Origin of the sequence: Ferrimonas lipolytica (genome assembly GCF_012295575.1) — a bacterium.
In the GTDB taxonomy this organism is placed as follows: domain Bacteria; phylum Pseudomonadota; class Gammaproteobacteria; order Enterobacterales; family Shewanellaceae; genus Ferrimonas; species Ferrimonas lipolytica.
The window spans coordinates 1,402,869-1,427,664 of sequence record NZ_CP051180.1; the positions used below are offsets into that span (position 1 = coordinate 1,402,869).

Below are 24,796 nucleotides of genomic sequence, written 5' to 3' on the forward strand. Positions count from 1 at the left end.
AACACCGGGGCTTTTTTACAACAGGAGATAACCGTGTTTTACCGTCTAGCCCAAAAAGTTCTGTTTAAAACCCAAGCAGAAACGGCACACAATCTTGCTATCAATGGGATCCGCCTAACCACAGGTACACCACTGTCCTGTTTTTACCGCCAACACGTTCCTGCTGCGCCGGTTGAGTTTATGGGAGTTACCTTCCCAAACCCAGTTGGCTTGGCTGCAGGAATGGACAAAGACGGTGAATGCATCGATGGCTTTGCTGCAATGGGCTTCGGCCACGTTGAGGTTGGTACTGTAACCCCACGGCCACAACCGGGTAACGAGCAGCCCCGAGCGTTTCGACTGAAACCAGCCCGCGCAATTATTAACCGTATGGGTTTCAATAATAAGGGCGTTGATAATCTGGTCGCTAATATTAAAGCGTCTAATCCTGGTAAGTGCGTTATTGGCGTTAATATTGGCAAGAACAAAGATACGCCATTGGAAGAGGGTAAAAACGATTACCTGATCTGCATGGATAAAGTCTACGAAGTCGCCGGTTATATTGCGGTGAATATCTCATCGCCGAACACTCCAGGTTTGCGCCAACTTCAATACGGCGAGATGTTAGACGATCTACTGTCCTCATTGAAACAGCGCCAGGCCGAGTTAGCGAAAAAGTATGGCCGTTATGTGCCAGTGGCGCTTAAAATTGCCCCAGATCTTAGTGACGAAGAGTTAAAAGAAGTATGCGATGCGTTGCTTCGTAATAAGCTCGATGGGGTAATCGCAACTAATACCACCTTGAGCCGCGAAGGGGTTGAGCACCTAACTGAACACTCAGAGGCAGGGGGGCTTTCCGGTGCGCCGTTGACACAGCTTTCAACTGAAATAATTGCAAAGTTGTACCAACACCTAGGTGAAGAACTGCCGATTCTTGGAGTAGGTGGTATCGCATCACCCCAAGATGCGATGGATAAAGTTAACGTTGGTGCCAAAATGGTGCAAATTTATACCGGCTTTATCTATGAAGGCCCACAGCTAATTAAAGCAATTACCGTGGCCTACAAAAGGGCAATGCGTAATAAATAAAATAAGCATCCAAAGCTGATTATTTACATCGCCCTAAAAGGATCCTTTTGATCACAGAAGGATCCTTTTTGTTTAGTCAATTTTAATTTATTCTATTGCAAATGGTTCCTTAATTAGCTTTAATTGCTTTATCTGCAATATGGATTTGCGACGATGTTATTAGCCCCTGACCAATCATGGTATTGGTTTTATGATGAAGGAAATCAACGACTTGCTTTAGCTTTAGGGCCAGAGCTTATCTTTATGTCTGCGTTTCAGGGGAAACAGATCAATCCAGACTGTCGCTATCAACAGCCCTTTACCAGTCAACATGCTAAGTTCTATAGTGACTGCGTTGATTCGCTCGCCCAGCAATTGGAGTGTAGCGATGGCGTGCGCATCCAAACCGCATTGAACATGGTAATTGCCCGATTCTTCTCGATCCCGATGATGCCGAAAAGTTGGTACTTTGATACCAGCGACACCATTGTTTACGCTCGAGCGGGTAAAACCGTTTCGTTACAAACTCAGGTAGAACGCTCGCAATTTGCCGTTATCGACAGCAACGAGCAGTCGTCGTTATTGATGTTGCTTGACCAACATTGCGCACTTACCGAACACAAATCACTGCAACAATTCGGCTTGATTAAGGTGATGAACGATCGGATTATGCCCGCCCGTCAAAACCGAACGATGCAGATCGCCGCTGCGTAAACAACATTTGCTGATCTATCTTCAGTTCGCCTCATCACTCCTCTACTTTTTGCATCAGATATACGCTAACTAGCGAGGATATATCTGCTGAAAACCCGTATAATGTGCGTTTTGCTGGTTAGAAGTGCGAGAACAGATGAAGCGTTATTACGCCGCCGTGCCCAAAGGGCTCGAATACCTCCTAGTTGATGAACTGAAAGCCTTAGGCGCTGAAGAGGTTCATGAAGGACAAGCCGTTGTGCATTTCCATGCGGAATTGGCTACTGCCTACCGCATCTGTTTGTGGAGCCGTCTAGCAAGTCGTATTGTTCATGTCTTGGCTGAAGTGCCAGCGAAAACGGCTGAACAGATGTACGACGGTGTAAAGAGCCTGTATTGGCCCGCCGTATTCAGCAATCACGCGCAATTCTTGGTTGATTTTCATGGTGGTAACCGTGACATTCGCAATAGCCAATTCGGTGCGTTGAAAGTTAAAGACGCCATTGTTGATGCGTTTATGGAACACAGTGGTGTACGCCCTTCAGTAAGTAAGACCGATCCAGACGTTAAGATCGATTGCGCCTTACGCGCGGACAAACTGCTGATTGGTATTAACTTCTCTGGTGCACCAATGCACCAACGCGGTTACCGTACCGATACAGGCCGCGCACCGATGCGTGAAAACTTGGCCGCTGCTATCTTGATGCGTTCTGGTTGGAACAACGAGATGGATAAGCCAGTTATTGACCCTTTCTGTGGCTCCGGCACCATCCTAATCGAAGCCGCTTTGATGGCAACCGACACGGCACCGCATCTGCACCGTAAAGGGTGGGGCTTTGAAGATTGGGCTGGTCATCAGGGTCAGATTTGGCAGGAAGTGTTGGCGGAAGCACAGGTTCGCTCTAACCGTGGTATTGCTAACTGTAAGACGCGCTTTATTGGTCGAGACAACTACCGCCGTGTGCTTTCGGTTGCTAAAGATAATGCCGCTGCCGCAGGTATGGCCGAATTTATTCAGATTGAAGGTGGCGACGCCACTGATATGCCACCGCCACCAGCTACTGCAGGTTACGTAGTTACCAACCCACCATATGGTGAGCGTTTGGGTCAGCTGCCAGAACTATTACACCTTTATGCTTCACTTGGTGCGCAGTTGAAGAACCAGTGGCAAGGCTGGAAAGTTAGCTTGCTGTGCAGCGAGCCGATGCTGATGTCAGCGATGCGCCTTAAAGCCGACAAACAGTACAAGCTGTTCAATGGTGCCTTGGAAGTATTGCTTGCCAACTACCAAATCGGTGAAGGTGGCAGTGGCCGTGTATTCGGCGAAGATTTTGCAAACCGATTGCGTAAAAATCAAAAGCAATTGTCTAAATGGCTCAAGAAAGAAGAACTTGAGTGCTACCGCGTTTATGATGCCGATCTACCAGACTACAACGTGGCTATCGATCGCTACCACGATTGGGTAGTGTTGCAAGAGTATGCGCCGCCAAAGACTATTGATGCTAAGAAAGCGCAACAGCGCTTGATCGATGTGCTGCTTAATCTGCCATCTGTACTTGATGTTGATCCGGCAAAGATTGTTCTTAAAACCCGCCAACAGCAAAAGGGTAAAGAACAATATCAGCGCATGGGCGAGCAACGTAACGAGATGGTCGTCAATGAGTATGGCGCTAAGTTCGTAGTAAATCTGACTGATTACCTTGATACGGGCCTGTTTATTGATCACCGTTTAGCGCGTCGGTTTATTCAAGAAAATAGCAACGGTAAGGACTTCCTTAACCTGTTTGCCTACACCGGCACTGCTTCCGTGCACGCTGCCATTGGTGGCGCAAAATCGACGACTACCGTAGATATGTCCAAGACTTATCTGCGCTGGGCTGAAACCAACTTCAAGGAAAATAAGATCCGCGGTCGCCAACACCGATTCGAACACGCAGATTGCTTAGCGTGGCTGGAACAGTGCACCGGCCAGTACGACTTTATTTTCATCGATCCGCCAACCTTCTCTAACTCGAAGCGGATGGAAAAATCGTTCGATGTAGAGCGTGATCATCTGTGGTTGATGGAACAACTTAAACGCATTCTGCGCCCCGGCGGACAAATCTTGTTCTCCAACAATAAGCGTGGATTCAAGATGGATTTAGACGGCGTTGCTGAGTTGGGTTTATTGGCTACTAACATCAGCGATAAAACCCGCTCGCAGGATTTCGCCCGTAACAAGCACATCCATAATGCGTGGTTGATCTGCCACAATGGCTGATAGCGTTATCTTGTTTCACACTGACGGCTGCCACCTGTGCGAACAGGCGGCAGCGTTATTACAACAGGCTAATATCGCTTTTCAGACGGTGGATATCATCACCGATCCTGAACTTGTTGAGCGATACGGCATTCGTATTCCCGTTGTCTTCCATCATGGCAACGAACTTGGCTGGCCATTCGATTCAGCCGATCTGCAACAGTTTACCGGAGCGTAAAGCGTCATGAGTCTTATCCGCCTGAATAAGGCGCAACTTGCCTTTGGCCACACCCCACTGCTTGATAATGCCGACTTCGTCCTCGAACCCAATGAGCGCGTGTGTTTGGTTGGTCGTAATGGCGCCGGCAAATCAAGTCTGATGAAGGTGCTTGCTGGGATCCAATTGCTCGATGACGGTGCTTTGGGTATCAACAGTGGCGTTAACGTCGCTTATCTTCCGCAGGACCCACCTCGTACTGAGTCTGGTACGATTTTTCATTATGTAGCACAAGGTTTAGCCAAAGTAGGCGAAATCATTGAAGCATACGAAGCAACAGCGAAAGCGGTCGAACTCGACCCCAGCGAAGCCAATTTGATGAAGATGGCCACCGCGCAAGAGGGGATGGATCACTACAACGGTTGGCAGTTTGAGACCCGCATTGAACAAACTTTAAGCCACCTCGAGCTTAACGGTGATCAACCAATGTCTGAGTTAAGTGGTGGCTGGCAGCGTCGTGCAGCCCTAGCTCGCGCTTTAGTTCAGGCACCGGACGTTTTGTTGCTTGACGAACCAACTAACCATCTCGACATTGACGCCATTGAATGGCTCGAAGGCTTGCTCAAAGGTTTTGATGGCTCGATTATCTTTATCAGTCACGATCGTGGTTTTATTCGTAATATGGCTACCCGGATTGTTGATCTCGATCGCGGCCAGATCTTAAGCTTCCCTGGTAACTACCAAACCTATCTGGACGGTAAAGAGGAAGCGCTTCGAGTTGAAGAAGCGAAAGCCGCTGAGTTTGATAAAAAGCTCGCCAAAGAGGAAACCTGGATCCGTCAGGGCGTTAAAGCCCGTCGTACTCGTAATGAGGGCCGTGTGCGCGCGCTTAAGGCGTTGCGTAATCAACGCAGCGAACGGATCGGCCGCTTGGGTAATGCCAATATGAGCATGAACCAGTCAGAAAAGTCGGGCAAATTGGTGTTTGACGTTGAAAACATGAGTTTCCGTTACGAGCACCAAACCATTGCCAAGAATTTCACTACCTCGGTAATGCGCGGTGATCGTATCGCAATGATTGGTCCAAATGGTTGCGGTAAGTCCACCCTTATTAAGTTGTTGTTAGACAAGATTGCGCCGCAAGAAGGCACGATTAAACAGGGTACCAAGCTGGATGTTGCCTATTTTGACCAACACCGATTAGAGCTCGATCCAACCAAAACGGTACAGGACAACGTGGCCGATGGTAAGGACACGGTTTTTGTTAACGGCAAAGATCGTCACGTATTGGGTTATCTACAAGACTTCCTATTTGCGCCGCAACGAGCACGCAGTCCGGTGTCATCTCTTTCTGGTGGAGAAAAGAATCGCCTGCTTCTTGCGCGATTGTTCCTTAAGCCTGCCAATTTATTGGTTATGGATGAACCGACTAACGATCTCGATGTCGAAACGCTTGAACTACTTGAGGCCAAGCTTACTGAGTTCGATGGCACCTTGTTGGTGGTATCGCACGATCGTGAGTTTATCGATAACACCGTCACCTCAACATGGTGGTATGGTGCCAACGGCCAGTGGAGTGAATTCGTAGGCGGTTATCAGGATGCTGTTGGTATGGGCGCTAAGTTTTATCGTCCTGAAAACGAAACTAAAATCGCCGAACCAGCACTGGTTGAAGAGCCACAAAAACCTGCAAAGAGCACTTCTGTTAGTAAACCTAAGAAGCTAACATACAAGCTCGAACGCGAGCTGGAATCAATGCCAGCCAAATTAGAGGCCTTAGAAGCCGAGATAGAATCGTTACAATTATTAACCGCTGATCCAAGTTTCTTCAGTCGTGACCAAAAAGAGGTTAACGAGACGTTGAAACAGTTGGCAGACAAAGAACAAGAATTAGAGCGGAGCCTTGAGCGCTGGGAAGAGTTAGAAGCGCTTAAGGGTTAGGCTACAAGGGGAAACAATGAGCCAAAAGTTTTACCGTGCCCAAAAAGTTGCTTTAGCAGTATCGTCTGCTTTAGCAATGGGAACTGCGTCAGCGGCGGACACTTACGAAATACTGAATATTGATGAGGTAACCGGTTTTACAGTAAACGGTACCTTAGATAACACTCAAAATGGTTACGGCATTGGTTTTGTTCCAGGCGATCAAGTGATGTTGGGAACTGCCAAAGGTGTCAACGATTCCACTTCGTTTGACGACAACGTGGTCGACGACGTTATTGATGCGATTTTGCCTGTTCAAGGTAACGCCGCCAACTCAATCGTTCGTCCATTCTCAGGCAATAACTTCTTGTTTGAGCTCGGTGGCGTCGATGGCTCGGTAGCGGAGTACGTGCCGCTGCTTGAGAACAAACAACCTATCATTAACCCAACCATTGATCCGTATGAAGACGATCTCGACTTGGTTGAGAATACGCCTAAGACAGACGCCTACTACTACTCAGCAGGTAACGAGAAGTTTGGAGCCCGTTTAGGTATCATCTCGGCATTACAACAAACCGTTGAAAACCCGTTTTACGACGGCGGAACCTCAACCAGCAATACACCAGTGTATTACTATCGAGATTTCGAAACCCGCGGTTTTATCCAGAAGGGCAACGTTGCTGATCCGCAAGAAGGTATCGACTACGTCCTATTACCACCAAGCGATAGCAGTGATTTCTATACACCGGATGAAGACTCTACCTTTACCGATCCGGTAAAGGTGGGCGGTTACAGTGTTGCATCTAAGGTGTCGGAAGATATTGATGGTAGTAACGCCTATGTGGCCGGTTACGCTAGCATTGCGATTACCGAAAACACCATCGATGATCTGCAAGACTGTGTTGATGATCTTACCGATGACGTGCCAGAGCCGATCGAAGCTTGTGTACAGAACCTCCAGAATGGCGGTTTTGTTAACTACCAAAATCGAGCGTTTCGCTGGACGGTTAACCTAGCTGATATGGAAGTAACGGCGAGCGAAGCGTTACCTTTAGGCTTTGTACCCGATGACATTGATGATGTTTACGTCTCTCAAGGTCTTGGGGTAAACAGTGCTGGTTACGTTGTCGGACGTGGCTATCGCAGCGAAGATGGTCTCGATGAAAAACCAGATCTCATTGATGGCGACTTGTGGGCTACCTTCTGGACTCCAGATAATGAGATCTACTTCGTTGGCCCGACTGTTGATGATAAAGATGAATACAGTGAGTCGATTTTAGAAGACGTTAATGAACAGGGCATCGCCGTTGGTACGTTACGTCAGTATATCGATGGTGACCAACGTCAGAAATTTGCTTACGTTGATATTACCCAACCAGCTGATGAGAATCGTGAACTGCAGTTTATCGAGCCGAATGATTTCTCCGACACGCAAACGGATCTATCTTCACGGGCACGGGATATTAACGACGCTAACCAGATCGTTGGTTACATTGAGGTCGATCTGCAAGATCAATTGCCGCGTCGAGTCCACGGCTTCTTATATAACATCGATAACGATGAGTTCAATAACATCAACGAGCTGTTGACCTGTCGCTCCCGTGGATTAGAAGATCAGGGAGATGGTAATTACGCAGCTTATACCGTTACCGATACTACATCCTTCGCTGAAGAGGTAACGTACGACACTGCGGTATCAGTGGTTGATGCTAATCAGATCTCAGCTGATGGTGAATTCATTGCAGCTACGGCGCTCGTTACCTTGCCTCGGATCAAAACCGAAGAAGTAGAGCTTTACGACGAAGACGGCGATTACCAAGGTGATTACGAAGTGATTGTTGTTGGTGATAATGGCCGCCCAGTGGTTGAGCGTACAGCCGACGGTGAGATTGCTACCGATCAGGTGCCGCGTGCCGTCATTTTACGTCGTAGCGATGCTACCGCTTGTCCTGTTGAAGTTATCTCAGGTTTAAACCCTGAGAAAAATGAACGCCAAGGCGCTTCATTTGGTTGGGGCTGGTTGCTGGCGTTGGCGCCAGTAGCATGGCTTCGTCGCCGTCGTAGTTAATCTATCGCGGCAACACCGAAAAGAGGGCTTAGGCCCTCTTTTTTTATGAAAAAGTAACCTAACTTTCTCATAGAGTTAACGTTGATATGCTGTTTATATGCTTTAGCACTATTGATCTTGGCGCCAATAACGGTAAATTTATAAAAGGTAGCAATACCTAACGTTAAAATTACATCACTGAAGCAAAGGGTGGAATGCCAATGAAGCGACAGAAACGGGACAAGATGGAACGAGCGTTTGCTCGTGGTTACCAAGCAGGATTGACTGGACGTTCAAAAGAACTTTGTCCCTATCAATCGGTCGACGTTAAGATGCAATGGCTAGGCGGCTGGCGAGAAGCCATAGATGGCAAAATAACCGGACTGTTTAACAAATAGTAATCCACCACCACATAGCCCTCAATCAGAGGGCTTTTAATTGCCAGGAAGTGGCAATCCAAACCGGAGCATAGGGATGAGCAATAACATTTACCAGTTTGAAGCAGAGCTCAACAATGGTGAGCTAACGTCGCTGGAAAAATGGCGTGGTAACGTCATGTTGGTGGTTAATACCGCCAGTGCTTGTGGTTTTACACCGCAATACCAAGGTTTAGAGAAACTTCAGCAACAATTCTCGGAACAGGGATTTACCGTATTGGCGTTTCCTTGTAATCAATTTGGTAAGCAAGAAAAGGGCAGTGACGAAGAGGTACGCAATTTTTGCGATCTCAATTTTAATATCAGCTTTCCGCTGTTTAAGAAGATCGATGTCAATGGATCAGACGAGTTGCCATTATATGGTTGGCTGAAGAAACAGAAAGGGGGCTTGCTTGGGGATCGGATTAAGTGGAACTTCACTAAATTCTTAGTATCAGCTGATGGTAAAGTGGTTCGTCGTTACGCACCAACAACCAAGCCGGAGCAGATTGCTGGTGACATAACAGCACAGCTTAGTTAGAAAGCTGAAGTGTCCTGAAAGACACCAACTTTTAGATCGGTCGCGGCATAAATTTCGCGGCCGTCAACAGACATGGTCGCATCGGCCATTCCCATCACCAACTTACGATTGATTAATCGTTTGAAATTTAAATGGTATGTTACTTTTTTAGCCGTTGGTAATACCTGCCCGGTAAATTTAACTTCACCGACACCCAAAGCACGTCCTTTACCTTTGGCTCCTTGCCACGCCAAGAAGAAACCAACCAATTGCCACATCGCATCTAGGCCCAAACAACCCGGCATTACCGGATCAGTTTCAAAGTGACAATCAAAAAACCAAAGGTCCGGATTAATATCAAACTCAGCAATCAATTCGCCCTTACCGTACTTACCGCCTTTGGTGCTGACGTGGACAATGCGATCGATCATCAACATATTATCTTTTGGTAGGCGAGGTGAATCTTGAGTGAAAAGATTGCCATGGCCACTTTTTACTAAGTCTTCCTTGCTAAACTGCGCAGTATCTTGCTGCACTACTTCTTCGGCTATGCCCATTTTGTTTTTCTACTCTGGCTAAAAAAAAATACAGATTAGCGTACAGATGTACGCTCAACAACTCCGATCAGCTGCGACTAAAAATTTTAGCTGCTAACCGAGTTAATAAACTAGGCGGAGCATCACTGCCTCCAGCCATAAGGTCCAATCGGTTTTGGACTTTACCATAAAGAGTTTTACCATCGAAACGGTTGTCATCATTGGCTTCGCCAACCTCCTCGCCGGTTAGTAACGCTAACGCATCTTCAACGTTATCTGCTTGATAAAGATGGAATTGACCATCTTCAATAGCGGCAATCACATCCGTATGAAGGTTTAACTGGCACAGGTTAGCTGTAGGGACAATAACACCCTGTTCACCGGTTAAGCCGCGATAACGGCATAGGTGGAAGAAGCCTTCAATCTTTTCATTGATGCCCCCAATAGCTTGTACATTGCCAAACTGATCGACTGCACCGGTAAGTGCTAGTGATTGTTTTACAGGCACATCGGCGATGGTTGAGATTAAGCAGCAGTATTCGGCCAGCGATGCACTGTCACCGTCGATGGTTTGATAAGACTGTTCAAAAACGATATTGGCACTTAGGTGTAATGGTTCATCTTGCCCAAAGATCCGGTACAGGCAGGCGGATAGGATCATCATCCCTTTAGCATGAATGTTGCCACCGAGCTCAGATTTGCGTTCAATATCCGCAACCTCACCATCACCATAATGAACCGAAACTGTGATTCGAGCAGGTTCACCGTAGCTATGACCGAGGTACTCAACCACCGTAAGGCCGTTGATTTGCCCGATACGCTCGCCTGAGGTATCAACCCGAACCGTGGCCTCTTCGATATTTCGTTGCGAATAGATCTGAATGCTGTTGTGACGATGACGCATGGACGACAGCGCGGTTTCGATTGCGGCGGCTGTTACAGACTCATCTCCGGATGTCTGTGCTAGTAATTGACCTAATTGGTGCCACGCTAGCGATAATCGTTTTTGGTGTTCGCAGATCCGACTCGCGTGGACGGTTAAGGCTTTTAAACCGCAATCGCTAAGTGATTTGCCACTGTACTGACGACAAATCGCGTTTGCCGCTGCCGCCCATAGATCTGGGTCCTGTTCGTCATCGACAAACCACTCCGGTTGGATCTCTGCCAGCAAACTGATGTGATCAGCGAACTCTGGATCGTAGCCATGCAGTGCGTCGTAGGTAATGGCATCACCAACAACAACAACCTTACAGGTGACTGGCACCTTTATTGAACTGCCACTGAAGGCTAAATAACCGCGCTTTAACGCCTCTTTGACTATACCCCAGCGACTTGGCTTGTCAGCTAAACCTTCCGCCGGTAAAACCAGCACCTCGCAACTGGCCAATAAGCCAGGAAAGTAGTGGCCCTGTTTATCAATGGTGCCGATTAAGGTTTTTTTTGATACTGGCTGATCAATAAACTTTACTCGTTGAAGCGGCTGTAATTCGACAATCTTATTGTTGTCTTTGGCGTTAGCCATCTCAGTTGCCGAATACTTTGCTAACTGCTGACCATCATCGCCTTCGATTGCTACTAGCGAACCTGCACATTCTACCAAGGGGAATCGAGCGTCTAACTCGGCGACCAGTTTCTCCGCATCAAAACCAACAAAGTTTGAAAGGTAAAGATGTTGGCCTTTGCACCGTTGGAATAGTTGCCAAGCCGAAATACAACGCTGTTGACCAAGTAACCAAGGAGAGCTTTGACTGTCAGTTTGAGGTAAACGGATGGAGAAGTTCGGTTGAAGAAGTTCAGGCGTAAGGCGCAAAGGATGCAATGGATGATGCTCCAACATAGTGAGAAATAGCAGGCATTATACCATAGTGAGTTACGCCACCATTCGTACAACGCATGAAAAACTCACCAATTTACGCTATACTGTATGAATATACAGTAGCGGTGTTTTTCATGACTTCCCGATTAGAACCATCCCCATTATTCGATACAATCAAACATTTCGAACAAACAAACAGCGATATTAATCAGCGCATTACGGCAATCACCTTAGAAGGGGTCGATGATGCAGGCTTATTGTACGAACTGGCGATTGATTGGTTATTAGAGCAAAAACACAGTGAGAATAATTTTAAAACCCACCGCAGTGAACTAACCACTTTTTTAATCTGGTGCTGGCATGTCGAACAGCTAAAAGTAGAACAAGTAGACCGGCGTCTACTCACTCGTTATCTCGATTTTTGCCAATCACCACCGCCAGAATGGATTGCCTATCGAAATGTAGCGCAGTTCAAAGGCAAAGAGGAGCGGTTACCTAATCGAGATTGGCGGCCATTTCTCGGCAAAACTGATAACGGGATTCCACAACCATATAGGCTATCGGCCTCAGCAATAAAGACTAAGTTAGCGTTGTTATCAGCGTTTTTTAATTATCTTATCGAGATGGATTACAGTGAGCGCAATCCAGCAGCCAGCTTATTACGTAGCGGACGCTTTAAAGGCAACGCTCGACATAGTGGTGTGCCTGAAGACGACGAACAGATGAAGTCGTTTACCGATCTACAGTGGTCCTACGTGATGCAGTATGCGCAGCAAAGTGCTGCACAAAATATTGCCGATTTTGCCCGCAGCCGTTTTTTGGTTACGCTGCTATACAGTTGCTATCTTCGGATATCTGAAGTCGCTGCTCGGCCTGGATTCAGTCCGGTAATGGGCCAGTTTCGTCGTGATAGTAAGACCGGTGTATGGGGATTTTTTGTACCGTTAAGTAAAGGGGGAAAAAGCCGAACGGTTGCATTATCGGATGAGATGCTTGACGCACTAAAGCAGTATCGAACTGAGCTAGGCTTACCCGAGTTACCTGCTCCACGCGACTCTACACCGCTATTTGTCCGCCACAAGGCCGCAGGACGCGGGCGAGAGCAGGGCGTTCGTCATGCGAATTTGGGAGTTCGGCAGTTGCGCGATTTGGTCGATGCGGTGATCAGTGGTGGCGCAGATCTAGCGATGACTGATGGTTTTGATCAAGATGCACGTGAGATGCGCCAGTTGTCCGCGCACAGTCTACGCCATACTGGGATCTCTCACGACATTAACCTGCAACGGCGACCGCTGTCTCACGTTCAAGCCGATGCTGGTCATGACAGTATCGATACCACCAGTAAATACCTGCACACGTCTCGAGTTGAACGCCACCAAACGGCCAAGTCGAAGCCGCTCGATCACCTCAATTAGTACAATCCGCTGCCGGCATGATTGGCAAACATACCGCAATCATCAAGATAAAGCATAAGGGTCTTCGGATCCTTATGACCGCTCACTTTCATCACCTCACTAATAGGCGCACCTTTAGCTAGCGCGGAATCGATAAAGCCTCGACGCAACGAGTGCCCACTGATATGGGCGAAAGGAGGTGCAACGACATTACTGCGTTTTTTGATGATGCGCGCAATTGAACTTGGATGCAGTGCCAGTTTGGCTGGAGCACCGTTACGGTTAGCACGAACCAGCAAAGCTCCATGTTGCCGCCCGATAACAGATAAGTACCGTTGTAATAGAAGAATAGGGCAGCTATTTGGGTTTTGGCCGGCAACGATATGGATCTGGCTATATTCGTTGCGCCGTTTTCGTTGTTCAAAACCTAAGATAGCGCCGTTAGGAAATAAGCGAACGTGTTCTATTTGCAGTGCTGCTAAATCACTTACGCGCATTGCGCCGGCAAATCCGAGTGTGACAATTAACTGATCCCTCAGTCCTACGAACCCATCAGTTTCAATATCAGCCACAATCGGCGCTAACCATTCTGTTCGTATCGCGGCTGCACGTTTAGGTTTGCTAGGCAATAGACGACTAATGCCTGCCAGTTGACCATGTACCAGCGCGTCCGTGGCTGGATTTTTACCAGTTGTTTGCTGGTCGAAAAACCATTTAATGCTTGAGTGACGGCGGCGAATGCTGCGTACCGCGAGCGCATTACCACGATAGAGCGTCGATTCACCAGTGCTAACGTCATAGCGCAATCGATTCAAACTGTTATCAGTTGCCATATGGCTTAACCATAAACATAAATCGGCGCTGGTCGGAATATTAGGGTTTACCTGATGAGCCTGACACCAAATTTTAAATTGACGTAAGTCCGATGCGCGAGCTTGCCAAGTTTTCTCTGCAACTCGTGAACGATGGATCTGGGCTAAACGGTTAAGATCGTCTTCAGTGATCGTTGCAGTAAAACTTGGCAGGTCACGTTGATTTGAGAGGGCTTCTAATTCTGCAGGAAACACAAGAAATTACATATATAACATTAAGTTACCTGCATGGTACTGAGGTTCAACCTTTAGATCAACTAACGGCAATTAGTTGATCTAATATGATCGTTATAATGTGATTAGATCGATATTTGCGGTTACTCGAGCGGGGTGTTTATCTCCCGAGCCATCCAGACTATTGCCTCAGAATAGCTATTCAAGCCGTAGTTACTGATTATCTGCTCAAGCGATTGAACTGCAATGAGGTCTAAATCAATTGCTTTAGTTTGTTTGCGCTGCCTATGGAGGTAACTGTTGTAGCGGCGACGCAACATTGGTAATCGTGATTGGCCGAACGTAAGCGTAATAAAGGCTTCAATATCATTATGTAGACTCGAGTCATTTTGCCGTTGTCGTTGTTGCCACTGTGGTAACTGCTGTTGTTTAACACGAAGGCGCCATTGGCCAACGTCAGTAAGGCTGGCATAACGACTAAGGAAAGGTTCAGAACGAGTAAGCAAAAATTCGACAAACTGAGTATCTAATGGGCGCATTGGTCACATGTGATAGCGGTAATAATGGCGAAATACTAGCATCATTGGCGCTAGGTTGTACTATAAACTCAGCTATCACATGTGATAGCTGAGTGCGGTTTCACAATTAATAGTGACTGGCATTATCGGCGCCGATCGTAACTCAGCAGCAGACAAACTTTGTTGATCATGCCAAAAGCGCCTATGGTTGACATAGCACCATGCGAGTAAGTGTTAGGAGGTTGTATGGGACTCGAGTTTAATTTGGTTGCCGCGCGTGCTGCGAGTTTAGGTTTTGGTGTAAAGCAATCATCCGAAGATAGATACGATTTGTATGCGCTTAATAGCGCTAGTCATTGGATAGACGATCAGAAGCAACTAGACCAACATGAGTTGTTGACGATGTTGGAACAACTAGAGCATATTCAGATGTGAACAGATTTAGCTAATGCACATTGATGGTTTTGTCCGTTAATGCCGATAATCCTATTTATCGGCATTATTATCTGCACCAGGCTTACCTTCATTTACACCCAATACATAACTGCGCACAATCTATATTATGTTAAATTGACTGTAATGAATGCCTTGCAAGCCGATTCCTCACTACAATTAGCTCGGTTTTACCATTTAAACACAACACTCTGCTTGATCTCTGGCCATGTGCATAATGCATTTTAATGTTCACTTGGAGTATGCTCTAGTCAATACTCAACGCAGCTGCAACTAATCTCATAGTTCCCGATGCCGTCGCCACTGCGACATAACCCTAAAGAATACTGCAATCGGTAGTTCCGAAGGCTTGATATAAACCTAAGCACTTAACTGACACAGCCAACTTTTATCGCTAGTTGAAATGTAACACCGCAACCGTTGTTGAACTGGTGCTAATCGTTAGGTTCACTTATCCCGTTACATCTCTTTGGCTACTAAATTGAGCTGTACTAAATGCTTGGCCTTCAAGCCGCGTTTCAAATCTGCGCAAAATTAAAATACCTGCCATCATTGCCAATGAATTGTACTCATCGACTTCAATAGAATTTATTGGCCATAATCTACATACCATTGATCTGCAGTTATCCCTCGCTTGCCTTTGGCACTAACGCAAAAGAATTTTGGTTGTGACGGAGTCCGGAGTAAGTTGGCTTGATTAATTGGCAAACTGTTTGTTATGCAGCAGCGTTGTATATCGTGGAGGACTGAGAATGTTGGGTTATTGTTAATCTTCAAACAAGGTTAGTAAGCTAACTATGCCCTACTCCATCAGTGCTGACCGCTGACGTTTGTTCATGGTAGCAAACTAGGTTACGGCCATTTCTTTTAGCACGATACAGTGCAATATCAGCCTGATTGATTAATTCTTTGATGGTATCAACATGTGGTTGTAGCGCCGCTACACCTAAGCTTGCGGTCATGGTTACTAATTCACCGTTATGTTCCACTGTAATTGCAGCAATCAATCCTTTGAGTCGCTTGGCAAGCGCGACCGCATCAGGTAATGAAGTTTCCGGTAATAAAAAAACAAACTCTTCGCCACCATAACGTCCAACGATATCAATTGAGCGTAACGCACGTTGGCACACTTGAGCGAGTTGATGTAGCACTCTGTCGCCGCAATCATGACCATAGGTGTCATTTATCTGCTTAAATAGATCTACATCTAGCATTATTACAGACATTGGTCGCTTTGTTCTCAGTGCACGAACCAGCTCCTGTTCAGCGAGGTCGAAAAAGTGGGCACGGTTAAATATGCCAGTAAGGGAGTCGGTAATTGCGAGCGCATGAACCTGTTGGTTGCGATATTCTAGCTGCTGCAATTGGGTCATTAACATTAGCTGTGCTGTCAGGATGGCAGCGACGGTTTCGATTAGTTTTTCTGACGAAAATGGCCAAGTGTGTGGTTTGGTATCGAGTGCGCAGAGAGTACCAAATGGTTCACCATCAGGCCAAAATATTGGCAAGCCAATATAAGCAATGAAACCATTTTTTACCGGTATTGAGTTTTGCCATCGCTTGGTTGCACGGCCATCGGGAACAACTGTTTTTACACCATCTTGCAAGGTTTGAGCGCAATAGGTGTGTAGTAATGGCAATTCACTACCTTTGCTAATGTAGGGTTTAGCAGACGCGTTTGTTCCGAGCACCAACAGGTGGCTACCACAGCTCCGATTAATAGCAATGATTGGGGCCGGCAGCAGCCATGACATCGAATCGAGCAGGTGCAACCATACTTCCAATGTACTATCTGATATTTCGGGCCAACGCCCGCTGTTGTTCATCTACCCTACCCTCTGCCGATGGAGTGATTAGGCAAAGATCTGCTTGAGGTTCCATCTCTTCATTTACATATAATGGTGCAGAAACGAGCTGCAATATCTTCCTGATATAATTTAAAACTAGTGTTGATAACTTTATTTGTCCGCAAAAATTGTTTAGAAGTGCGCAATATTCAGCAGAATATTTGCAATTTGTGATAGCGATCACATCACGAGAGCTAGTTATCGCTCATTGGGCTGGCCAAAATTTGAATTAACTTAGGTCTAAACAGGTACATGCACCGTTTTCGATACCAAGAAGTTGGAGTAAGTGGCTGTGCCGGTGGTCGATATTGAGAACGGCCGAATGGCCGGCGATGAATTTCAGTGCTTTGCAACGTTTTACAACAGTTGCAACTCGACCTAAGCCCACCAGTTACGGTAGGCTCAATTGCGATTGCTAACGGACATGTTCACCTGGAGGACAGCGGCCTTCGCACTGCAGCCCTACGTCTCTTAAGACGTGGTCCGGTAAGTCTGAAACAGCATAATGTTCATTACTATCTGTTCTGCCGAAGCAAACACATAATAACCGGCGTGCGTGATGCCGAAGTGTGATTAACCAATTAGTCATAACTAACTCCTTTGCACTGCTGTTGATTTGTATGTATTTTGTACGGCTCTAACCTTTGGTTCAACTGAGTTTATTACCCTTATTGCATTAGTTATTGTAATGCTTGGCGCTGTAAAGCTTGGTTTAATAACTAGGTTATAATTAGCGTTCTATCTGCTGTTTCTGCTAGTTTCAGAAGTTGCCACTAAACTTAAGTAATGCAGCAGCAACTTAGGTTCAATTACCCATTGCGAATGGCCCCAGGTAACCTCTTTCTATTTCTCCTCTTCGCCGTCTGTTTGACGGTTCCGGCGTTTGCTGCCGACAATTACGATTTGAGCGAAATACAAGAAAAATTAGCTCAGTTACAAGCCGCTCCGGTAATCGATGAGTCCGCAGTTTCGAAGCTAGAACTGACCCTAGATGCGGTAAATAACCTCACCGATTGGCAACGACAAATTGAGACTTTGCAAAGCACACTGGCAACCTACGCGTCGCAAAATGAAACGATGCAACAACGACTGACGCAGCTGCAAACTATCGAAGTGTCGCCTATTCCCAAAAAGAAAAGCATCGCTGCTATTGATGTTGAACTGGCTAACGCCAAGGCACAAAACACTGAAATTGTAGAGAAATTGTCGGCACTTAGTGCTCAGCGTCAAGCACTGCTGATAGCACAAATGGAGCTACCAGAACGAATTGTTAAAACCACAGAGGAGTTGAAAGCACACCGAGAATTCACGTTTAGCCTCGCCAAAGATTCAGTGATCGATCGTTGGTACAGCGATTCAATCGATGATGAAAAAAAGGCAAAGTTGTCGCTCTACACCTTGCAGCAGGACTCAATGGTGCAGCGTCTAGAGGTAACCAAGCTGGCGATACAGCTCAATGAAAGGGAACTAAAACACAACGATCTGATTATCGAATCACTACAACAAGCGTTGTTAAGCGCTTCAGAAAAATCTGGTCAGAGGATGATAAAGCGCGCAAAACAGCTGGCCAATGATTTGATTAACCTACCGGAGCAGGTGTTAATGCACGCCGATGCGGTAGAATTATTAGCAAGCCAATATGATGCGCTGAGTATCAATACCGTTAAGGTAAGACAGGAACGGCAGCAATTAGAGTCAATCCGCCAGCAAACGACACAAACGCTAGCGCTTATAAAAGAGCACATTGAATGGCTAAAACTAAGCCCGGCCTTTAGCGACGCAATTCGGTTTCAATTGCGGCAATTACCGATAATTGACACCTCTCCGGAAACGGATCTTGTTGTTGCAGCCCATATGCAACGTTTCAATATGGCGACCCGACTGTCGTCATTAAGTGATCCAAATGTGATCGCTACCAATCTTATTGCGCAATACCAGCTCGACAAAAAACAAGCGGCAGCATTAACGCAGGTTTTGGAGATGCGAGCCGATTTGCTTGACACTCTAGTGAGCGACAACGATCAATACATCGCTGAGTTAACCCGACTAGAAGCGTTACGCGAGCAGGTTATCGATGAAATTGCCGCGGAAAAGTCATATTTGCGAGAAAAGCAGATATTTTTGCAGGGGCGTTCGCCACTTTGGAGTGCGTGGCCTGAATCGATTCCAGCGCTATTCGGCACCAACGATTTTCGGGCCCGGCTTGAGCAGGTCTTTAGCTCGGTAAAGTCCAAGTCAAACGTTGTTATATCTTTCTGTATATTATCACTGCTTATTGGCCTACTGGCACATCGGCTTAAACAGACCGATAGAAAGTTAAGTGCAATTTACGCTGAGAGCATCGGTAATGTCGTTAAAGACCGGTTTCGATTCACTTCAACGCTTATCTTACTTGGACTTGGCTACGCCATTTGTGCCATTAGTTGGCTATATTTTCCGTTCAAATATGCAACGGCAAACAATCTTCTTATTGATGCCGATGATCTCTACCACATCTCAATGGCATTATTGCTTGCGATGGCAGCGTGGGAATTGGTGATTCGATTTAGCCGTGAGAATGGCGTATTCATTACTCACTTTCAGTGGCGCTATGAAAGTGTAACTTCGCTTCGACGACTGTTACAAAAGTATCGTTGGATTTTGTATCTACTAATGTTGCTTATGGCGCTCGCCGAACTGTTCGCTGAGGAAGCTGAAAGTACTGCGGTCCGGCTAAGCTACATGTTACTAGCAAGCTGGTTAGCGCTATTTAGTGTGGAGTTTGTCCGCTCGCCCACCATTCGCCAAGGGTTGCCGTTAAATTTAAATAGCTCCGTCGGCATTGCCATCGTGTTGGCTGCATTGGTTCTGCCCTACCTAAGTGCAATAGCGCTAACCGCGTTCGGGTATTTTTATGCGGCATGGATAACTACCTACTATCAACAAGCAATCTTGTTAGCCCTGTTAACGGGTCTGTTTATTCAACATTACGGCTTTCGTTGGCTTCGTATTGAGCAACGTCGACTTGCCTATCAACGAGCAAAGGCCCGTCGTGAAGAGTTAAATAACCAACACGAATTGGATATCGAGGAGCATGAACTTGACGTTGATGAGGTTAGTGAGCAATCGGTGCTAGTGCTTAACGTTGTTTGCCTCGTTATTGTTTTAGGATTGCTGTCAGCAGTATGGGCCAACACCGAGCTTGCGTTCCAATGGATGGACAGCGTGGTGGTATGGGAGGTTTTGGCAACGTCCGGTAGTATCGACTCAGTCGACCCGGTTACCTTAAAAGAAGCACTGTCTTCATTACTATTGTTTGTCGTGTGTTTGTTTGCCGCTCGTAACTTGCCTGGAGTGCTTGAGCTACTTGTGCTGCAACATCTTAACCTATCGAAGGGCGCTGCTTACGCAACCACCCAACTACTGCGTTATTTGGTCATCTTAGTTGGGTTAGTGGTCGGCCTGTCGACCCTGGGTTTACATTGGTCCAAGTTGCAGTGGCTGGTAGCTGCGCTTGGTGTTGGTTTAGGCTTCGGTTTGCAAGAAATTTTCGCTAATTTGGTGTCCGGATTAATACTTCTGTTTGAGCGTCCGGTTCGTGTTGGCGATACCATTACAATCAATAACCTTACCGGCACCGTGACTAAGATTAATACGCGTGCAACCACAATTCAGGATTGGGATCGTAAGGAAATTGTAGTGCCGAATAAGGCGTTGATAACCGACCAATTGATAAATTGGTCATTGTCTGATGGGATAACCCGCATTGTGATACCCGTTGGCGTGGCATACGGTAGTGACGTCTTAGCGGTCAAACGGCACTTGGTTGAGGTGGCTTCTGAAAACAGTGAATTATTACTTGAGCCAAAGCCCATTGCTCTGTTTAACGGCTTTGGCTCAAGTAGCTTAGAGTTTGAACTACGTGCCTTTTTAGATCACCTCGATAAGCTAGCAACCGTTCGTGACCAACTCAATACCGCAGTAGAGCAACGGTTTCGACAACAGGGAATTGAGATTGCTTTGCCACAACTGGATATCAGGGTTAAAGCCCTACCAAATGACTCCAACGTCGATAATTCGAACGGTTGAATAACCGCACTAATTATCCGCCAGCCAGTCAAATACTCCTGAGATCTGTTCGCCGTTCTGGTTGGCCGCGGTATAGAACAAGCGCCACACCATGTAATCGCTCGAACAACTTCCGTAAGTTGCAGTAGCTTGGTTGCCAGCAAATTGAATGGGAATTACCCCCATAAACATATCCCTTCCCTCAATGCGCGCATCAACCACTTCATAACCATCTGGAAGATAAATCTGTAGCAGCAGCGGTTGCTCACTTGGGGCATTAACCGGGGTTATCGCTAAGCTCGCGTTTGCTTGGCGACAGCTGCCTTGGGAAAATTGGCATAACGTTGGATCGATCAGTTGCGGCTGGTCACCCTGCTCTGTTGGCTTATCGAAGCCACAACCGCTTAATAGCATTGATGCGTAAATCACCACTATAGAAAAAAATACACCGTTCATTATCGTTCTCTAATTGCCTTATTTGTGTCATGCGGACATCAATCATTAACTCAATGTAATGAATTTATTATCCATCGATAATAAGTTTAACGCATTGAAATCATAACATTTCCATTGGTGCCACTAAAAATGAACGTTTTTGTAGTCAACCTGCGATTAAATTTGATTCAGATCATATTTTTGTTCCCTCTCCCCGCTGGGTTTTTTGACCAAGCTCAAGTATTATGGCCGTGCCTTGATGGAAGTCACATGAAGTGGCGCATTTGGAGTGGGCTTCATCCTGAAGTTTTGCCCGGCATCATCGCTTGTCTCAGATGCAGATTTTGCAGTGGAAGCATTAATATGAACCAGACTTTACCGCAAACCGAGTACAACTATACGGTTGTACGACAGTTTGCCATCATGACCGTTATTTGGGGTATCGTTGGCATGGCTGTGGGCGTGTTTATCGCTGCCCAACTAATTTGGCCAGAACTCAACTTTAATACTCCGTGGCTAACCTATAGCCGCCTTCGCCCTTTGCACACTAACGCCGTTATCTTTGCCTTTGGTACCAGTGCATTGTTTGCAACGTCCTACTACGTGGTGCAGCGAACCTGTCAAACCCGGTTGTTCGCCGACAAACTGGCGGCATTTACCTTTTGGGGGTGGCAAGCGATTATCGTTGCCGCAGCGATCACGCTGCCTATGGGGTTAACAACCAGCAAAGAATACGCTGAGCTAGAATGGCCAATCGACTTGGCGATTACATTAGTTTGGGTGTGTTATGCCATTGTTTTCTTCGGTACCTTGATAAAGCGTCGAACTAGCCACATCTATGTAGCCAACTGGTTCTTTGGTGCCTTCATTATTACCGTAGCGGTCTTGCACGTTGTTAACTCAATGGCAATTCCGGTTTCCGGGATGAAGTCGTACTCGGTCTATGCCGGAGCTGTTGATGCGATGGTGCAGTGGTGGTACGGCCACAATGCCGTTGGGTTCCTGCTGACCGCTGGCTTCCTCGGAATGATGTACTACTTTGTTCCTAAGCAAGCGGGACGGCCAGTTTACTCCTACCGCCTATCTATTGTTCATTTCTGGGCTTTGATCGCGCTATACATTTGGGCTGGTCCACACCACCTGCATTACACTGCTCTGCCTGACTGGGCTCAGTCGTTAGGAATGGTGATGTCATTGGTGCTGTTTGCACCATCTTGGGGTGGCATGATCAACGGTATTATGACCTTATCTGGTGCCTGGCATAAGCTCCGTACCGACCCAATCCTGCGCTTCTTAATCGTGTCATTGTCGTTCTACGGCATGTCTACCTTTGAAGGGCCGATGATGGCGATTAAGACCGTTAACGCGCTTTCCCACTACACCGATTGGACCATTGGTCACGTACATTCCGGCGCGCTGGGCTGGGTTGCAATGATCTCCATTGGTGCAATCTACCACTTGATTCCTATCTTGTTTAACCAGCCACAGATGTTCTCGGTACGCCTGATCAACATCCACTTCTGGTTAGCGACCATCGGTACCGTACTTTATATCGTTGCGATGTGGATCTCTGGTGTGATGCAAGGTTTGATGTGGCGCGCAGTTAACGCTGACGGCACCCTTACCTACAGCTTCGTCGAAGCATTGAAGGCCTCCGAACCGTTCTACTTCGTTCGTTTCGTCGGCGGTGTGTTCTTCTTGTCTGGCATGTTCTTGATGGCCTACAACGTCTTCAAAACCGTACGTGCTCCACAAGGCTCCATCGAGCCAAACGTAGCAGTGGCTTAAGGATAATCACCAATGAAATTCAATCACGAAATTATTGAAAAGAACGTTGGCTGGATGGCAATCATGATTGTCATTGCCATCAGTTTCGGTGGTATTGCCCAGATCGTTCCACTTATTTTTCAGGACCAAACCACTAAGCCGGTTGAAGGCTTGATGCCATATACCGCGCTACAGATGGAAGGCCGTGACATCTACATCCGCGAAGGGTGTGTAGGCTGCCACAGCCAGATGATCCGTCCGTTCCGCGCTGAAACTGAGCGATACGGTCACTACAGCGTTGCCGGTGAAAGCGTTTGGGAACACCCGTTCCTTTGGGGTTCTAAGCGTACCGGTCCTGACTTGGCTCGTGTTGGCGGTCGTTACTCCGATGATTGGCACCGAGTTCACCTTATCGATCCCCGTGCCGTTGTACCAGAGTCCAACATGCCCGGTTTCCCTTGGTTAGAGGAAAACCGAGTTGATAGCTCCGACACCGTTGCCAAGTTGAAACTGTTCCGCGATAACTTTGGCGTACCATACGGCAGTGACGAAGAGTTGGAACAGGATGCAGCAACCTTGGCTGATAAGACTGAAATGGACGCACTGATTGCCTACTTACAGGTTCTCGGTACTGGTCTCAAATAAGGAATTGATGATGACTATCGGAACGTTTCAAGCTTATTACACCCTGACGCTGTTCGTAATCATGATCGGCATTATTGGTTGGGCCTACTCTAAGCGAAACCGCAGTAGCTTCGATGAAGCAGCTGATTTGGTGTTTGCCGATGAGTCCGAACGGACTGATAAGGAGTAGCACTAAATGAATACATTTTTAAGCCTAATGGTCATGTTCTGCACCACTGTGGTGTTGGTTGGCTGTTTCTTTTTGCTTCGTCACTGTTTGAAGAACAACACCGATGTTAAAGAAGGTGAGTCCATGGGACACTCCTTTGATGGCATCGAGGAGATGAATAACCCGCTACCTAAATGGTGGTCGGTGATGTTCTTTATCACCATTATCTACTCGGTAGGTTACTTGGTGTTGTTCCCTGGTTTTGGTAACTTCGCCGGGGTCCTGAACTGGAGTTCATCTAACCAAGCGGTGTTGAGCTTAGCTGAATCAGAAGAGGCTGCTGCAGTAGCTAAAGCTGAAGGCACTCAGGTTATGGTGCAATACGACCGAGAAGTAGCACAGGCAGATGATAAGTTTGGTCCTATCTTCGCTGCGTTTGCAGCTAAGCCAATTGAAGCGCTTGCCGCAGATCCGGATGCCACCAAGGTTGGTCAGCGCCTGTTTTTACAAAACTGTGCCCTTTGTCATGGCTCCGACGCCCGTGGCTCACGCGGTTTTCCTAACTTAACTGACGCCGATTGGCTGTATGGCGGTAGCCCTGAAACCATCAAAGCGTCATTGCTGCATGGTCGAAACGGCATGATGCCGCCCAAAGGTGGCTTACCAATTGACGACGCGGAAGTACCGGCGTTGGTTGAGTATGTGCGTAGCCTTTCTGGGACTCCTCACGACAAATTGATGGCATCGGAAGGACTCGCTTCATACCAAAAGGGCTGTTTTGCCTGTCATGGTATGGCCGGTGAAGGTAACCAAGCGCTTGGCGCCCCAGCGTTAAATGACACCGTATGGCTATATGGTAGCGGTCGTGCTGACATTACCCACTCCATCGTCAATGGTCGTTCTGGCAAAATGCCAGCATGGGACAAGGTACTAGGCGAAGATAAGGTTCACCTTATCACCGCTTACGTATACAGCCTCTCAGTTGGTAAAACTGCCGAGGTTAACGCTAACATCGCGCCAGTTAAAGCGCGACCTGGCGCACCTG

At 46.9% G+C, this 24,796-nt stretch carries 20 protein-coding genes and 1 pseudogene; 15 read left to right on the top strand and 6 right to left on the bottom strand.

The annotated features are described in order from the left end of the window. The first annotated feature begins 33 nt into the window (after positions 1-33). The 8 genes from pyrD to HER31_RS06655 all read left to right on the top strand — a co-directional run bounded on the left by pyrD (position 34) and on the right by HER31_RS06655 (position 9,120). Positions 34-1,068, top strand: a complete 1,035-nt coding sequence (pyrD, locus tag HER31_RS06620) for a quinone-dependent dihydroorotate dehydrogenase (protein ID WP_168659828.1) — start codon at positions 34-36, stop codon at positions 1,066-1,068. Positions 1,069-1,221: 153 nt separating this feature from the next. Further along, positions 1,222-1,761: a cell division protein ZapC domain-containing protein gene (locus HER31_RS06625; RefSeq protein WP_168659829.1), complete on the top strand. Its 540-nt coding sequence runs from the start codon at positions 1,222-1,224 to the stop codon at positions 1,759-1,761. A 136-nt stretch (positions 1,762-1,897) separates the two neighbouring features. Then, entirely contained in the window at positions 1,898-4,000 is a 2,103-nt protein-coding gene (gene rlmKL / locus HER31_RS06630) for a bifunctional 23S rRNA (guanine(2069)-N(7))-methyltransferase RlmK/23S rRNA (guanine(2445)-N(2))-methyltransferase RlmL (protein WP_168659830.1), read from the top strand. Continuing rightward, positions 3,993-4,217: a glutaredoxin family protein gene (locus tag HER31_RS06635; RefSeq protein ID WP_168659831.1), complete on the top strand. Its 225-nt coding sequence runs from the start codon at positions 3,993-3,995 to the stop codon at positions 4,215-4,217. Before rlmKL ends, HER31_RS06635 begins: the two co-directional genes overlap by 8 nt. A gap of 6 nt (positions 4,218-4,223) precedes the next feature. Then, complete coding sequence (uup, locus tag HER31_RS06640) at positions 4,224-6,137, top strand: ATP-binding cassette ATPase Uup (protein ID WP_168659832.1); 1,914 nt, start codon at positions 4,224-4,226, stop codon at positions 6,135-6,137. A gap of 16 nt (positions 6,138-6,153) precedes the next feature. Next, positions 6,154-8,184 carry a DUF3466 family protein gene (locus HER31_RS06645; RefSeq protein ID WP_168659833.1) on the top strand — a complete coding sequence of 677 codons (2,031 nt, stop codon included), beginning with the start codon at positions 6,154-6,156 and terminating at the stop codon, positions 8,182-8,184. A gap of 200 nt (positions 8,185-8,384) precedes the next feature. Next, complete coding sequence (rmf, locus tag HER31_RS06650; protein ID WP_168659834.1) at positions 8,385-8,561, top strand: ribosome modulation factor; 177 nt, start codon at positions 8,385-8,387, stop codon at positions 8,559-8,561. Positions 8,562-8,637: 76 nt separating this feature from the next. Beyond that, positions 8,638-9,120 (top strand): glutathione peroxidase, encoded by a 483-nt coding sequence (locus HER31_RS06655; RefSeq protein WP_168659835.1) that lies wholly within the window; start codon positions 8,638-8,640, stop codon positions 9,118-9,120. Here the strand turns inward: HER31_RS06655 and fabA are convergent. Continuing rightward, positions 9,117-9,656 (bottom strand): bifunctional 3-hydroxydecanoyl-ACP dehydratase/trans-2-decenoyl-ACP isomerase, encoded by a 540-nt coding sequence (gene fabA, locus HER31_RS06660; protein ID WP_168659836.1) that lies wholly within the window; start codon positions 9,654-9,656, stop codon positions 9,117-9,119. The genes HER31_RS06655 and fabA overlap by 4 nt on opposite strands. A 67-nt stretch (positions 9,657-9,723) precedes the next feature. After that, positions 9,724-11,454, bottom strand: coding sequence for a S16 family serine protease (locus tag HER31_RS06665; protein ID WP_168659837.1), 1,731 nt, complete (start codon positions 11,452-11,454; stop codon positions 9,724-9,726). Between the two features lie 131 nt (positions 11,455-11,585). Here HER31_RS06665 and HER31_RS06670 point away from each other — a divergent pair, with 131 nt between their 5' ends. Further along, positions 11,586-12,866, top strand: coding sequence for a tyrosine-type recombinase/integrase (locus HER31_RS06670; protein WP_168659838.1), 1,281 nt, complete (start codon positions 11,586-11,588; stop codon positions 12,864-12,866). Here the strand turns inward: HER31_RS06670 and HER31_RS06675 are convergent. Then, entirely contained in the window at positions 12,863-13,912 is a 1,050-nt protein-coding gene (locus HER31_RS06675) for a tyrosine-type recombinase/integrase (protein WP_168659839.1), read from the bottom strand. The genes HER31_RS06670 and HER31_RS06675 overlap by 4 nt on opposite strands. 122 nt (positions 13,913-14,034) lie before the next feature. Further along, complete coding sequence (locus tag HER31_RS06680) at positions 14,035-14,430, bottom strand: hypothetical protein (RefSeq protein ID WP_168659840.1); 396 nt, start codon at positions 14,428-14,430, stop codon at positions 14,035-14,037. Positions 14,431-14,655: 225 nt separating this feature from the next. Between HER31_RS06680 and HER31_RS06685 the strand changes: the two genes are divergently transcribed. Further along, entirely contained in the window at positions 14,656-14,844 is a 189-nt protein-coding gene (locus HER31_RS06685) for a hypothetical protein (protein WP_168659841.1), read from the top strand. Between the two features lie 809 nt (positions 14,845-15,653). On the opposite strand, the gene HER31_RS06690 is transcribed toward HER31_RS06685, so the two are convergent. Next, entirely contained in the window at positions 15,654-16,688 is a 1,035-nt protein-coding gene (locus HER31_RS06690; RefSeq protein WP_168659842.1) for a sensor domain-containing diguanylate cyclase, read from the bottom strand. An 807-nt stretch (positions 16,689-17,495) separates the two neighbouring features. Here HER31_RS06690 and HER31_RS06695 point away from each other — a divergent pair. Further along, complete coding sequence (locus HER31_RS06695) at positions 17,496-20,777, top strand: mechanosensitive ion channel domain-containing protein (protein WP_168659843.1); 3,282 nt, start codon at positions 17,496-17,498, stop codon at positions 20,775-20,777. 9 nt (positions 20,778-20,786) lie between these two features. Here the strand turns inward: HER31_RS06695 and HER31_RS06700 are convergent, their stop codons facing one another. Continuing rightward, entirely contained in the window at positions 20,787-21,212 is a 426-nt protein-coding gene (locus HER31_RS06700; protein ID WP_168659844.1) for a hypothetical protein, read from the bottom strand. A gap of 342 nt (positions 21,213-21,554) precedes the next feature. On the opposite strand from HER31_RS06700, the gene ccoN reads away from it, so the two are divergent. The 4 genes and pseudogenes from ccoN to ccoP all read left to right on the top strand — a co-directional run. Then, positions 21,555-22,979, top strand: coding sequence for a cytochrome-c oxidase, cbb3-type subunit I (gene ccoN / locus HER31_RS06705; RefSeq protein ID WP_168659845.1), 1,425 nt, complete (start codon positions 21,555-21,557; stop codon positions 22,977-22,979). Positions 22,980-22,991: 12 nt separating this feature from the next. After that, positions 22,992-23,603, top strand: coding sequence for a cytochrome-c oxidase, cbb3-type subunit II (gene ccoO / locus HER31_RS06710; protein WP_168659846.1), 612 nt, complete (start codon positions 22,992-22,994; stop codon positions 23,601-23,603). Between the two features lie 7 nt (positions 23,604-23,610). After that, complete coding sequence (locus HER31_RS06715) at positions 23,611-23,772, top strand: cbb3-type cytochrome oxidase subunit 3 (protein WP_338030618.1); 162 nt, start codon at positions 23,611-23,613, stop codon at positions 23,770-23,772. A 6-nt stretch (positions 23,773-23,778) separates the two neighbouring features. Further along, positions 23,779-24,732: pseudogene (gene ccoP / locus HER31_RS06720) on the top strand (cytochrome-c oxidase, cbb3-type subunit III); the annotation flags it as partial. Positions 24,733-24,796 lie beyond the last annotated feature (64 nt).